At 60.9% G+C, this 12,289-nt stretch carries 12 protein-coding genes; 4 read left to right on the top strand and 8 right to left on the bottom strand.

What is annotated here, in order from left to right; genetic code table 11:
* The first annotated feature begins 53 nt into the window (after positions 1 to 53).
* Positions 54 to 218 (top strand): hypothetical protein, encoded by a 165-nt coding sequence (locus IEW18_RS03860; RefSeq protein ID WP_188556511.1) that lies wholly within the window; start codon positions 54 to 56, stop codon positions 216 to 218.
* Between the two features lie 197 nt (positions 219 to 415).
* On the opposite strand, the gene IEW18_RS03855 is transcribed toward IEW18_RS03860, so the two are convergent.
* Positions 416 to 1,069, bottom strand: coding sequence for a hypothetical protein (locus IEW18_RS03855; RefSeq protein WP_188556510.1), 654 nt, complete (start codon positions 1,067 to 1,069; stop codon positions 416 to 418).
* Positions 1,047 to 2,054, bottom strand: a complete 1,008-nt coding sequence (locus IEW18_RS03850; RefSeq protein WP_188556509.1) for a helix-turn-helix domain-containing protein — start codon at positions 2,052 to 2,054, stop codon at positions 1,047 to 1,049. The genes IEW18_RS03855 and IEW18_RS03850 overlap by 23 nt, the downstream gene beginning before the upstream one ends.
* Before the next feature lie 653 nt (positions 2,055 to 2,707).
* Here IEW18_RS03850 and IEW18_RS03845 point away from each other — a divergent pair.
* Positions 2,708 to 3,496: an MBL fold metallo-hydrolase gene (locus tag IEW18_RS03845; protein ID WP_188556508.1), complete on the top strand. Its 789-nt coding sequence runs from the start codon at positions 2,708 to 2,710 to the stop codon at positions 3,494 to 3,496.
* A 162-nt stretch (positions 3,497 to 3,658) separates the two neighbouring features.
* Here the strand turns inward: IEW18_RS03845 and IEW18_RS03840 are convergent, their stop codons facing one another.
* The 5 genes from IEW18_RS03840 to IEW18_RS03820 all read right to left on the bottom strand — a co-directional run bounded on the left by IEW18_RS03840 (position 3,659) and on the right by IEW18_RS03820 (position 6,827).
* Positions 3,659 to 4,021, bottom strand: a complete 363-nt coding sequence (locus tag IEW18_RS03840) for a Rid family hydrolase (RefSeq protein ID WP_229728583.1) — start codon at positions 4,019 to 4,021, stop codon at positions 3,659 to 3,661.
* Between the two features lie 118 nt (positions 4,022 to 4,139).
* Positions 4,140 to 4,532: a RidA family protein gene (locus IEW18_RS03835; protein WP_188556506.1), complete on the bottom strand. Its 393-nt coding sequence runs from the start codon at positions 4,530 to 4,532 to the stop codon at positions 4,140 to 4,142.
* Between the two features lie 143 nt (positions 4,533 to 4,675).
* The gene (locus tag IEW18_RS03830; protein ID WP_188556505.1) at positions 4,676 to 5,239 is read right to left on the bottom strand and encodes a Crp/Fnr family transcriptional regulator; all 564 of its coding nucleotides are present in this window, start codon (positions 5,237 to 5,239) and stop codon (positions 4,676 to 4,678) included.
* A gap of 98 nt (positions 5,240 to 5,337) precedes the next feature.
* On the bottom strand, positions 5,338 to 6,021 hold the full coding sequence (locus tag IEW18_RS03825) for a class I SAM-dependent methyltransferase (protein ID WP_188556504.1): 684 nt from the start codon (positions 6,019 to 6,021) through the stop codon (positions 5,338 to 5,340).
* Between the two features lie 299 nt (positions 6,022 to 6,320).
* Entirely contained in the window at positions 6,321 to 6,827 is a 507-nt protein-coding gene (locus IEW18_RS03820) for a hypothetical protein (protein WP_188556503.1), read from the bottom strand.
* Positions 6,828 to 7,222: 395 nt separating this feature from the next.
* On the opposite strand from IEW18_RS03820, the gene IEW18_RS03815 reads away from it, so the two are divergent.
* Positions 7,223 to 7,387 (top strand): hypothetical protein, encoded by a 165-nt coding sequence (locus IEW18_RS03815; protein WP_188556502.1) that lies wholly within the window; start codon positions 7,223 to 7,225, stop codon positions 7,385 to 7,387.
* 5 nt (positions 7,388 to 7,392) lie between these two features.
* Here IEW18_RS03815 and IEW18_RS03810 read toward each other — a convergent pair whose 3' ends face one another.
* Positions 7,393 to 11,490: a PAS domain-containing protein gene (locus IEW18_RS03810; RefSeq protein WP_188556501.1), complete on the bottom strand. Its 4,098-nt coding sequence runs from the start codon at positions 11,488 to 11,490 to the stop codon at positions 7,393 to 7,395.
* 364 nt (positions 11,491 to 11,854) lie between these two features.
* Here IEW18_RS03810 and IEW18_RS21985 point away from each other — a divergent pair, with 364 nt between their 5' ends.
* On the top strand, positions 11,855 to 12,250 hold the full coding sequence (locus tag IEW18_RS21985) for an ATP-binding protein (protein WP_373285697.1): 396 nt from the start codon (positions 11,855 to 11,857) through the stop codon (positions 12,248 to 12,250).
* Positions 12,251 to 12,289: the final 39 nt, after the last annotated feature.

The following is a 12,289-nucleotide window of genomic DNA, read 5'->3' as shown; positions in this document are numbered from 1 at the left end:
CTGCTGAAGTCGCCTGGCAACCCTCACGTATCTTATTCCATTTATCTGATTTCATGCTCCACGGCTGCCCTATTCCTGCCTCTACTCTTCCCAAACCGCCGGCCACACCGTTCGGCACCGAAGCCCTGCGCTACACCTCAGCCTTGGCTTCCTTGACGGTGAGGTTTATTACCTGTTTCAATGACATCCTGATTTCCTACCTAAAGAACATCTTCTAGCTCAGCAACACCCGGGTCAACCTGATTCTCCATTATGTAGTACGGGCTGAAGGGGCACACTCCTAGGTGGTTATCCGCATTCGATTGACTATAAAAACGATTCTCCAGTATTGTTCAAACGGGGGCTGTGCTGAACAACTTCGTTCAGCACAGCCCCTATTAGCAGAAGGGTTGAGCATACCGCCCAGAGGCTGCCACTAAGCGGCGTCCTGCTGCGGTGCCTCCGGTGCAGAATCTGTTGCTATTTCAGCGACTAGGCTTTCCTCCATGAGGCGGTGGGCATAGTAAGCGGCGCGTTGGCGTTGGTATTCTTCTTCGTCGAAATTGGGGGCGGGAGGGGCTATTGCGCCCAGCAGCTTGGCAGATAGCTCTGCCGGCAAGCTGCCGAGCAGGTCCGGCACCGGTTGGGCTTTTTGCTGCCGGTGTTCTGCTTCAATTCGCTGTGCCTTGCTGTCGAAGTACTTCTCTAGCACCTCCATGACCTTGGGCCCGGACAGCGCGTTGTAGAAATTGTGCCCGCTCCATTTCGCCTCTTTCAGGGCCAGCATCACGTCCTTGAGGCTGTCGTGCGAGTACTTCTGCAGGATCATTTCTGCCGTTTCGATCAGATCCGGTGCTTCCATGCCGTCCTTAATCTTGAGCGAATCCTGAAAGGTTTTGAGCAGAAATACGACCAGCGTTAGTAGCAGCTTCTCACCTAAGCGGTCGGCTTTGCGCAGCTGAAATAGCTTGGGGGCTTGGTGAGCTATGGCTGGGGTAAGGCTGGATTGAATATCGATGAGCAGTAGCTTCATCTGGGCCAGTGCCGGGCTCTGGCCGGTGGCGATGCTAACGACCGTATTTTGTTTCAAAGTATTGATCAACAGCTGCTCCGACGTCGGCGAGGGATTCGTGGTGGTGGGAGCGTTTGGCGAAAGAAGAGGCTGAAGCGTAGGCATGGGAAGAAGAGGCAAAAGAGGAAGAAGTAGTTTTGAGTTTTTGGTCTTTGGCGTCGCGCAACATCCAATTGCACATCATTGGCAGCCAATTGGCATTGCGCGCATCCTTACTTTCTGCCCAGGTGCGGATGACTTCGTGGTAGTAGTGCAGATCGGCGTGGGCGTAGTCAGTGCCTTGCAGCGCTTCGACAAAAGCATCAGCATCGGCATAAGGGCTCTCGGCAAAGGGATGCTGCGGAGCTGACTTGGGTTTGGCCCGGGCGGCCCGCGCTTGTGAAGAAGGGGGGACGGCCGCAACGAGGGGGGATGAAGGGCTAGTTGTCAGAGGCGAAGTAGTATCACCTTCTTTCCCAATTGCTTCATCTTGAGCGTGCGTCGCAGATTCAGCTGCCACACCCCCGGTAGGGGTTAGATGGATATTTGCTTTGGAATTTACCCTGGTATTTATGCCGGCAGATTTCGCAGGCACTTCCTGCAGATTCCGCAGGGAGTCGTTGCGGATTTCGCGGGCACCAGCAGCAGAATCCGCAGCCACTTGCGCTTCGCTTGCCTGCGAATTCTGCAGGGATTTTCCCGACTGATTATCAGTCAACAGGTTGGGCAAGGTAGGCGTGAGCTGGCGCTTGTGGCGGGCCTTAGGGTCAACCGTACGGGCAAGTAAGCCGTGCTCGTGGAGCTGCTTGATGGCGTCGCCGACGGTGCGCAGGCCAATGCCGAGGCGGGCGGCGAAGTGTTCGTCGCTGGCGAAGACGTGCTTCTTCACTTTATAGAGGTCGATGACCTCGGCCAGGATAAGTTTGGCCGTCAGCGTAATGCCTTCCAGGGCCAGCACATCAGCGGGCACGATGAGGGCGCGGAGCTTGGTAGCCGTAGTGGGAGAGGGGGTGGTCGTCTTCATTACGCGACGCCCTCCTGCTGCGAAATGGTAAAATCGTCAAGATTGACGAGGCGGCTAAAGGCCGCTATAGCTTCTAAATCCTGGCGCCAATAGTTCGATATTTCACTATCTGGGCCCACCAAATGGACTGTACCTCAGGTAGTAGGTACAGTCCATTTTTTGTGCTTGTTCTGCCGCGTGTTCCAGCAAAGGCAAGGAGGAAGCGGAACCCTTGAAAGATATCACCGGCTGTTAGGGCGTTAAGTGTTGAAAATCAGTTGTGTGCGGTAAGTGGCAAAATAAATTATAGCTCAGGCATTCCAGGAAAACCGGGTAACTATCACACTTATACTCCGGCCAAGACCTACGGCCATCGTTCCGACAGTTCCTCTGGTGCCGCATCCGGCACCTATACCTACACGATTAAGTGCATCGTAAAGGCCGACCAGCGGGGTACTGGTACAGAGAGGATTCTGATCCTTACTTCCTCTTGCCTCACGCCTGGTAACGGAAAGAAGCCGTAGAACGGTAAGCGTGGGGTCATGCAACTGCTGGAGCTGGTGAAACATTCACCGGCTTAGTACGCTCTACTAGTAGGGGTACGGAACCCAGTAAGGTTGCCAACAAGCTTCAGGAAACGCCGTACCACCTCTTACCCACCGCGAACCAAACAAATGAAGTCAACCTTTGTGCTCCTAGCCGCGCTGGCGGCTTTTCGTTTGCCGGCACCGGCCCAGACCGTCACTGCCCCGGCCCCATCGCGCGGGGCCGCCGACCAGATTGCCACCAAGCACGGCCCGCTGACGGTGCAGCCTATCACCCACGGTAGCGTGGTACTTACTTGGCGGGGCAAGACCATCTACGTGGACCCCACTGGCGGGGCGGCGGTGTACGCCGGGCTGGCGGCGCCTGATCTGGTACTGATTACTGACATTCACGGCGACCACCTAGACCCAAAGACGCTTTCGGGTCTGACCCTGGGCAAGGCCCTGCTGATAGTTCCGCCAGCGGTAGCCGAAAAGCTGCCGGCCCAGTACCAAGCGCGTGTGCGCCTGCTGCGCAACGGCCAGCGGCTCGATACGCTGGGCCTGACCGTATCGGCCATTCCGATGTATAATCTACCCGAGGCGGCCGACGCCCGGCACCCCAAGGGCCGGGGCAACGGCTACGTGCTGGGGTTGGGCGGTACAACCGTGTACCTGTCCGGCGACACAGAGGACATTGCCGAAATGCGTGCTCTCCGGGACATCAATGTGGCCTTCGTGTGCATGAATCTACCCTACACCATGGACGTGCAGCAGGCCGCCCAGGCGGTGCTGGCTTTTAAGCCGGGCATTGTGTACCCGTACCATTACCGCGGCCAGGACGGCCTGAGCGACGTGGGCCGCTTTGAGAAGACCGTGGAGGCGGCCAACCCGAAGATTGACGTGCGACTGCGCAACTGGTATCCGGCGGCTCCGTAAGCTGCTGCCACTACAAAGAACGTCCCGTTGAGCCCCGGACTCGCCGGGACGTTCTTTGTGATGCTCCGTCCGGCTGGAAGCGGAAACGAAAGACCGGTACTGCCAGCACCCCAAGCTGCTGAGCTTGCGGAACGGCTCTGGCAAAAAGCCTTATTTGGCCAGCTAGGTTGGCTTTTTGGCTACTATCTTAATTTCCACCAGCAGCGTGGGCAAGTTCAGCGCCGCCACGCCAATCATGGTGCTGGGTATCAGCATCGGGTCGGGGTACACCTCGCGGCCCAGCTTCTGCCGGGCCGCAAACCCGGTTGAGTTGTCCAGCACGTATATTACCTCGTCCACGACGTCGGCCATGGTCAGGCCAAAACCGGCCAACAAGGTGCGGATGTTAGCGTAGGCTTGGCGCATCTGCGTTTCCATATCGCCGGCTACGAGGCCGTGCTCGTCGTGGCCTATTTGGCCGGAGAGCCACACAGTGCCGTCCTGCTTTAGGCCCTGGGCGTAGCCGTATGGGAGTTCCCACGGCATGCCAAGCGAGAGGGTTTCTTTTCTCTGCGGTTCCATTGTGTTAACACATAAGGCTGATGCCCCAGCAGTCCGCTTTAGGAGCCAGGGTAATCAAGCTCGGGGCCTGCTAAGCCAGGGGTTATTTGGCAGCCGTAACTTCCAACTCTAGTTTCAAGGATGGATAAGCCAGCCCTGCCACCTCCAGCAAGGTGCTGGCTTGCTGCATGCCGTGCCGGCTTACCCACCCGGTAAATGTGTCTAGGCACGCGAGAAATTCCGCCGCCGAGGTGGTGTAGATATTTAGCCGCACCACATCCCGTCCCTGATACCCTGCCACCCGGAGCACTTCTTCCACATGTTGCATTACCTGAAGCAGCTGGACTTGCATGTTCCCGGTGCTGGGTTCTCCCGTTGCGTCCAGGGCAGCCTGACCGGCGCAGTAGAGGGTACGGGTACCGTGTTGTACTTCAACGGCTTGGGCGTAGCCCACTTTCTCCTGCCAACGCCAGGGACTTGTTACGTGCTTTTCCATTTTGATTAAGTTGCTGGGTATGCCCGGGCGAAAGCAAGCTGGCTTGCCCCGCGCACCAGGGTGAAGTGACCCGGCAAAATTCGGCAGCAACGTCCCGGTCCCGGCGTGCGCTAGCGCACGAATTTGCTGTGCGCTAGCGCACACTAGGAAGTGAGGCGGCTGAGCGTCTCGCGCGAGACGCCCAGGTACGAGGCCAGCAGGGTTTTGGAAATTCGCTGCCCCAAGGCGGGGTACTTCGCCAGCAACTGTTCATACCGCTGCTGGGCGCTAGTAGTCAGCAGCGACAGGAGCCGTTGCTGGGCGGCAATCGAGCCCAGGGCCGCCTTGTGCAGAAAGAAGCGCGCCAGCTGGGGCAGGTCCGCGCAGAGCTGGTGGTAGTCGGCCAGCGAGAGGGCCAGCACCTGCGTATCCTCTAGGCATTCCAGCGACAGGGTAGCCGGGGTTTGGGTGTAGTAAGCCCCAAAGTCACTTTCCCACCAGTCTTCCATGGCAAAGGAGACAATGTGCGGCTTGCCGGCCTGATCGGTGTACACGAGCTTTAGCAGCCCTGACAAGACGAAATAATGGTACTTAACCGGTTCGCCGGCCTGGATCAGGAATTGGTGCTTGCGAAAGCGCTTGGGCGTGAAGCGGGCGAATACGGCCGCAAACTGCTCGTCCGTGAGTGGGACTATTTTTTCCAGGTGCTCCCGGAGTTGTTGTTGCATGAGGGCGGAGGACAAATGCTAGAGTAGCCAAGGATAAACAAGCGAGTAACACGTTAGTGCACGAAGCCGCCGCGAAACCCACGGGGAGGGGTACCCGCTTAGGCGCGGCCATCGTGGTAGGCAACCCACCCGCGGAAAGTAAACCCGGCATAAAACAGGCTGATATCGGTGAAGCCGGCTTCCCGCAGCAGTTCTTCGTCCTGCTGGGGGGAAAGCACCGGCAACCGGGCGCGGATGGCAGCAGCGGCCTTCTCGGCCTGGACGGGCGCAACCCCGGCCGCTACGGCAAAGGCGGCGTAGCGGGCGAGCCACCGCTGTGCCTGGTCCGGCTGTTGGGAAAAGCTGTGGTGGGCCACCACCAACGGGGCCCCAGGCTTGAGCCGCTGCCGAAGCTGGCGCAGGGTATCCAACCGCTGTTCCGGACTGAGAAAGTGCAGGGTCAGCAGGCAAGTCGCGGCATCATACAATTCGGCGGGCGCCGTGTCGATGTAGCCTTCGTGCAGGCGCACCTGGGCCAGGAGCGGCCCGAGGGTAGCCCGGGCCAGCTGTAGCATTTCGGCCGAAGGGTCGACGCCCGTAAAAAGCCAGCTCGGTTGACTTTCCGCAAAAGCCTTCAGCTCTAGTCCCCCGCCGGCCCCGAGGACCAATACCTGACCGTGGGGCGGTACGCACTCAGCCAGCAAGAGCAGGGCCATACGGTGCAAGTCGCCAAAGCCCGGTACCAGGCGGGGCGGTCCTTCGGCGTAGCGCGCGACGGCTGCGGGATCAGAAAAGGGCAGCATGATTCAGGTGGAGGGCGTCGTTAACAAAGAAAAGAGCGGGAAGATACTCCTGCTGTCAGAACAGAGTTGCCCGCCAAGCAAGGTTGGCTTGGAAGCGGGGCGCCACGGCAAGTATAACAGCGGCTGGGCTGGGTAGGGCGCTGGGCTTCCTTCAGACTGGGGCAGCGGCAACGGCTGGGAAGCTCGCCTAAGGGCTAGAGGCCCCTGCTTGCGCTACCTGTTCAGCAACCAGGCCGGAGAAGGTTGAGTACTTGATGAGCTACTCCACCGAGGGATTCGTGCTTTGCAGGTTCTCAGGATTAGCAACCGAGAGTGGAATCCGGAGCGGGGTGCAGGGCCTGGAAGAGCAAGGGGGCGGCCGCTTCGAGCAGGGGTAGCAGGGAGGGCATCTCTTGGCAAAGGTCCAGATCGTAATGGCACAAGGTGCCGTAAATCTGGCCCTGCTGGTCGCGGATCAGCACACCGCAGTAGGATACGACCAGCGTATTTACTTCTCGGGCCCGAGGGTCGAGCGGGGCATTCCACAGTTGCAGGGAGGCCTGCTGCCGGCCCACCAAGGAGCAAAACGCCTCGGCCAGGGGCACGTCCGTACCCTGCTGCACGCGGGCATCGTAGCGGTCCACCAGCAGCAAATTACGGCTCAAGCTTCCCTCAAAGCGGTAAATGCCCGTGTAACGATGCGGCGTATACCGGTTGAGGTAGCGCAGGGCGGCATGCACGCCATCCTGGTGCAGCACGCGGGTAAAGGCATCCAGGGTAGGAGCCGAGGCCGGGGGAGGGCAGGGAGCAGCAGGAAGGGATACCATGACAGCAAATAACAGCAAATCCTTTCTGGCAGCGGCCAACGCCTTCCCCATAGTTTCAGTTCCCTCTGACCTAGCGGGGCATCCCCTTGGCAAGCTTTCTACCTTTTTCTTACGCAAAGCCGTGCAGATCAATGAGTGTTTCCTATTGGGATAAACAGAACTCTCCTGAGTAAAGCAAGTCCTGTCCTCTGTGCGACGGGCAAGGCAGCGGCAGGTACAGATATACCAAGAAGGGGTTCTGCCCAAGCTGGTTTTCTACCCCCGGGCGGCTGCCCACGTTGTTGACCACGCACTTGACCACGTAGGGCCCAACCCCGGCGCCTGCCACGTGACTGGGCAGGCGCCGGAACATTGCAAGGAGTTGCGGGGTGCGACTTTGCTCAAAGCTCAACCCGTTGTCCTCTAGTCGTAAGAGTTCCACCTCGGCGGCGGGCCTGCGGCACCTTCACTACGTCGCTCAGGTGCTCGATAGTAGCTGGAACCGCACTACGGGCTCCTTCATCATGCCCGGCCGGGGTCCCACGTTGTGGGGGCCGCACCTGGTTAGCCACTACAACTAGGCGGGTTATGCCGCGGAAGGAGCTGGTAAGGGCAAACGCAGGCGCACATAGGTGCCGAATTCAGGCGAGGAGCCCAGGTCTACGGTGCCGCCCAGCAACGCCACCCGGTCCCGAATTGTGCGCAGGCCAAGGCCGGTACTCAACGAGGCGCCGGGCGCAAACCCCACGCCGTTATCTTCGGCCCGCAGCAGCACATGCCCCGGCACGGTTTCCAGGGCCAGATGCGCCTCAGTGGCGTGGGCGTGCTTCACCACATTCTGGGCCAGCTCCTGGGCCATGCGATACACGGCCACTTGCAGGGGTAGGGCCAGGGGGTGCTGCTCGTCCAGCTCCACGGTGCAGGTAAAAAGCAGGTGCGGACCGCTCAAGCTCCGGCAGACCTCACGAAGCCCCGCCGCCAAGCCGAACTCGTGCAGCACGGCGGGCACCAACTCGTGCGAGAGTGTGCGCGTCTGCCGGATGGCGTCGGCCAGCAACCGGTCGGCCTGGCTCAGGGCCTGGGGCGCGGGGCCCGCCAGCAGCTGGTTGAGCTGCAGCTTGGTGGCGTACAGGGTTTGGCCCACGCCGTTGTGCAGGCTCTCGGCCAGGCGCCGACGCTCGGCCTCCTGAGCGTCCAGGACTGCATGAAACAAGGCCTGTTGCTGGCTCAGGCGCAGGTGCAGGTTGTCGGCTTCAAGGCGCTGCACTTCGCTAATATCCAGGTCTACGCCCAGCACCCGCTGCGGCTCGCCGGCCTCGTTGAGCACCACGGAAGCCTTCACCCGCAGTGTTTTTACGTGGCCGGCCACCACTAGGCGTAGCGTTTCCCCGAAGCCGGTGCGGCCGGTGGTCAGGCCCTGCACAAGGCGCTCGGCCACAGGCCGGTCTTCGGCCAATGCAAAGGCGAGGTAGGTTTCCGGCCGGACGGGGCTCCCCGGTGGCAGTCCAAAGAGCCGGTACATACCCGCTGACCACAGAAATTCGCCCGTGCGGCGGTCGTAGTCCCAGGAACCCAGGCTGGCCACTTCCTCGGATTGCTCAAGCAGCTGGTAGGACTTGGCCTGCTGAAGCTCGGCTTCTTTGCGGGCCGTTACGTCCTGGGCCACGCTCAAAATCTGAGTGGCCGCGCCCGTCGTGGGGTCGCGCTGAAACACGCTGCCGCGCACGGCAAACCAGCGCCAGGTACCGGTGTTAAACTGCGCCCGGTAGCTGCATTCCGCAACTTGGTGGTCGGCCAGGGTTGCGGCCCGAGCAAAGTAGTCCGGCAGCAAGGCCGCGTCGTCGGGGTGCATGCGCAGCAGGGCGGCTTGCTGCTGCACGGGTAGGTTCAGCAAGGTTCCGCGCTCAAAGCCGGAAGCCTCATGCAGGTCCTTGTTCACGTACACAATAATGCCCGATGGCAGGTCCGTTACCGTCATCAGGTCGGGCAGGGTTTCATTGACGCGGGCAATGAAGTGGGCTTGCTCCTGGTTTTTTTCCTCGGCCAGCTTGCGTTGGGTGATGTCCAGGTTGGTGGCAACCAAGCCATCGTCTAGCTTCACGAACTGGCAGGCGTACCACTTGCCGAAGCCTTCGTAGGGGTAGTAGTATTCCAAGCCGGCCGGCTCGCCGGTTGCCAGCACGCCCAGCATCAGGTTGTAGAGGCCGGTGAGCTTAATACCGGGGAACTCCTCGGAGTACAGCTTGCCGACCAGGTCGGTGCGACCAGATTCTTTGGCCAGCTCCCGATTGGCTATGGCAATGCGGAAGTCTAACAGGTTCCCGTTTGTGTTACGCACGGCCCGCAGCACCGACATGGATATCAAGCTGGTGTCGAACACCGACTGCAGCAGCTCCTGGTTTTCGCGCAATTCTTGGGTGCGCTCGGCCACCTCGTGCTCCAGCCAGGCCTTATCGGCGACCATGGCCTCCTCCGCCAGCTTCAGCTGGTGAATGTCGGTGGCCGCGCCGAAGCAGTCGCCTACCTGGCTCTGCTCGTCGTGGAAGGACAGGGCCTGCACCTGAAACCAGCGGTACTCGCCCGCGGCGGAGCGGATACGGTGTTCCTGCTGCAGGGGCTGCCCGCTCAGCACGGCCTCGCGGTAGCGCTGCGCCGAGGAGGCCCGGTCGTCGGGGTGAATGACGTCGACCCAGCCGTACGCGGCGGCTTCAGCCGGCGTCTGCCCGGTGTATTCGTACCAGCGCTGGTTGTACCAACTGGTCTTGCCCTCGGCGTTACTACGCCAGAGCAGGTCGGGCACCAGGTTGACTACCGTGCGAAACTGCTCCTCCGACTGCCGCAGCGCTTCTTCGGCCTGCTTGCTGGCCGTGATGTCGGAGGCCGCGCCAAACCATTCCACCAGGGCGCCGTGCTCGTTTAGCACCGGTACGGCCCGCGAAAGTGTCCAGCCCACCGAGCCGTCGGCGCGCAGCACGCGGTGTTCCAGTTCAAAGAAGTGCCGGCCAGCAATGGCGGCCTGCACGGCGGCCTGCACGGCAGGTTGGTCGGCCGCAGGGATGTACTGCGTCAGCCAAGTGGTGCTCGGGTGGTGGGTTGGTATCAGGAACTCCTTATCCTGCAAGCTCCGCATCCGCTGCCAGTCGGCGTCCATGTGGTAAAGCGTGTCCGCGCTGGCCGTCACAAAGGCGCGGAGCTGCTGCTCACTTTTTCGCAGGGCTTCCTGCACGCTGGCGCGCTCCACAGCCCCCCAGATGCGTTCGGCCACCTCCTCAACCAAAGCTACTTCCTGCGTCGTCCAGGCCCGGGGCGCATTTTGGTTGGTGACAAAGGTGGCCACTAGCTTGCCCTGCTTAAGCAAGGGCACCACCACGGCGGCCCGGATGGCGTTGCCGCGGTAGGCGGCCCGGTCCTCGTCGGGTAGCACTGGGTCGGTGTCCACGTCGTGGCAAACCCAGGTTTGACCATCCAGCAGCCAGGGCATGGGCCAGTCGCCGAGTGGGTAGCGCCGCGCGTGGCTCGGGGCACCGGACCGGTGATAGTACCAGGCCACGACAAACTGCTGGGCAGCTTCGTCGATGTCGATGTAGTAGGCGCGGTCCACTTCCAGGTGCTCGCCCAGCAGGCGGGCAGCGGTGGTTTGCACCGCCTGCGAATCAGGTAGCGGGCGTAGCGCATCGCTGACCTGCAGCAGAAAGGTCAGCTGCCGCTCCCGCGCACGCATAGTGGCCTCGCTGCGGGCCTGCAGCACGGCCGACCAGGTGCGCGCGGCGGCTTCCTCGAGCAAGCTCAACTCCTCCTCACGCCAGGCGTGGGCCTGCGGGTAGTGGATGAAGAGCACGGCAACAAGCTGCCCGTCCTTGAGCAGAGGCACGTTGACGGTGGCCCCGAGCTGCAGCGCCGCATGGGCCGCTTTTTCCGTCTCGGTCAACTCCGGGTCGTGGGCAATATCCGGACGAACAAGGGTGCGCCCTTCCTGAAGCGCATGCAGCAGCTCCGGCCCGTAGTCGAGGTGGCGGCCTTCGAGGCTGGACACGCCAAGCTGGGTGTAGTTGCGCGTCACGACGATGGGAGCAGTATCGCCCTGACTTTCCGCGTAGCCCACGCGGCTGGCTCCCAGGTACTGGCCCAGGGCACAGGCGGCCTGGTACTGCATGTCGGCCGGGTCGGTTAGGGGGCGCAGCTGGTCACTGAGCTGGAGCAGAAATGCTTGCCGCTCCTCCTGGCGGGTGCGCAGGGCGGCCGGGTCAGCCCCGGAACGTTCCAACTCCCAAGCCCGGGTAGCCGCCTCGGGCCCTGCAGCCCCGGCCGTGAGGCTGAGCAGCAGCCCGCTGCCCACGCGCCGGCTCACGAGGTGCAAGCGGTTCGAGTGACCCCCGAGCGGGTAGTAGAGCTGAACACTGTGCGGCTCGTTGGCCAGAAACGCCTCGTGCAGGGCAGCCTGGCTTCCATCCGTCGGGCTGCCGGGAAACAACTGCGCAAAGGTGGCCGAGGGCTGGGCCGGCAAGCCCAGCAGGCGTTGTGCCGCCGGGTTGAGGTAGGCCAGGGCCAAACCCAGTAAGGTGCCCACCGAATTATACTCGGGCGTGCAGAGTACCAGGCCAGTAGGCGAAAAGTCGAGCACCGCCGAGAGCAGCGAATCTAAGGGAAACAGGTCAGAGAACGGCAAGGGAGAGGCTGCAAGCATGGCAATAAGAAGAGGGCGATAAAAACATACCCTATCAAGAGCACCCTGCCCGTCTGTAACGGATAAATAGGTAGTAGCGCCCAACTACTTCTCCTACAGCGCGTAATTTTCCAAAAGTACGGAGGAAAAGCTGCGAGTAGTGGGCCGAATGCGGAATCTTAAATGATGGCCGGAGGAGGTGCATTGCTGAATTAGCAGCCACTCCCTGGAACCAGCCATGCCTTATTATCTCTTACCGGAAACTGACAACTTATTTTCAGAATAGGACAAGAGGCAACGTAGGCAGCCCGATTACAACAATGCCGGGCCACTGGGAGACGGGTGGCGGTAGCTGCAGGGTGCCTCCAGCAACGCCAAGCCGCTCATGATGGGCAAGTTCATATCCAGCAGCAGGAAAAGAATCTGCGCTCCTTTGGTCGATAACCTGCTAAGCAATTCCCTTAAGTACCACCAGCCTGACCCGGCGCCCCACGTAACCATCCGCTGCCAGGCTCAGGGCGGCCATGAAGTGCTTGCAGTACAGGACAACGAGCTGGGACTGGATGTGTCACAAAGCCGGAACGAGCTTTTCGCCGTGTTTCAGCGCCTGCATACTCACGTCGAAGGCGCGGAGCTTGGTCTGTACATGGTCAAGAAAATCGTGGGAAACTTAGGGACGTACCGGGGTAGAAAGCCAGCTTGGGCACGCCACCACATTTCGCGTGTATTTCCGACGCTAAAACCGGACTTAACACATGGTGCTGTGCTAAGTCCGGCTTAGGTTTAGTGGCTGACAGAAAAGGCGTTGCAGCCACGATGA

Origin of the sequence: Hymenobacter glacieicola, from assembly GCF_014640315.1 — a bacterium.
Classification (GTDB): Bacteria; Bacteroidota; Bacteroidia; order Cytophagales; family Hymenobacteraceae; genus Hymenobacter; species Hymenobacter glacieicola.
The sequence above is the reverse complement of the archived record's forward strand: the minus strand, read 5'-3'. Positions and strand labels throughout refer to the sequence as shown.

Bases quoted from the DNA above. Each gene is read 5' to 3' on its own strand.
- IEW18_RS03860 (WP_188556511.1), top strand. From the start codon at position 54: ATGCTCCACGGCTGCCCTATTCCTGCCTCTACTCTTCCCAAACCGCCG.
- IEW18_RS03850 (WP_188556509.1), bottom strand. From the start codon at position 2,054: ATGAAGACGACCACCCCCTCTCCCACTACGGCTACCAAGCTCCGCGCC.
- IEW18_RS03845 (WP_188556508.1), top strand. From the start codon at position 2,708: ATGAAGTCAACCTTTGTGCTCCTAGCCGCGCTGGCGGCTTTTCGTTTG.
- IEW18_RS03840 (WP_229728583.1), bottom strand. From the start codon at position 4,021: ATGCCGTGGGAACTCCCATACGGCTACGCCCAGGGCCTAAAGCAGGAC.
- IEW18_RS03835 (WP_188556506.1), bottom strand. From the start codon at position 4,532: ATGGAAAAGCACGTAACAAGTCCCTGGCGTTGGCAGGAGAAAGTGGGC.
- IEW18_RS03830 (WP_188556505.1), bottom strand. From the start codon at position 5,239: ATGCAACAACAACTCCGGGAGCACCTGGAAAAAATAGTCCCACTCACG.
- IEW18_RS03825 (WP_188556504.1), bottom strand. From the start codon at position 6,021: ATGCTGCCCTTTTCTGATCCCGCAGCCGTCGCGCGCTACGCCGAAGGA.
- IEW18_RS03820 (WP_188556503.1), bottom strand. From the start codon at position 6,827: ATGGTATCCCTTCCTGCTGCTCCCTGCCCTCCCCCGGCCTCGGCTCCT.
- IEW18_RS03810 (WP_188556501.1), bottom strand. From the start codon at position 11,490: ATGCTTGCAGCCTCTCCCTTGCCGTTCTCTGACCTGTTTCCCTTAGAT.
- IEW18_RS21985 (WP_373285697.1), top strand. From the start codon at position 11,855: ATGATGGGCAAGTTCATATCCAGCAGCAGGAAAAGAATCTGCGCTCCT.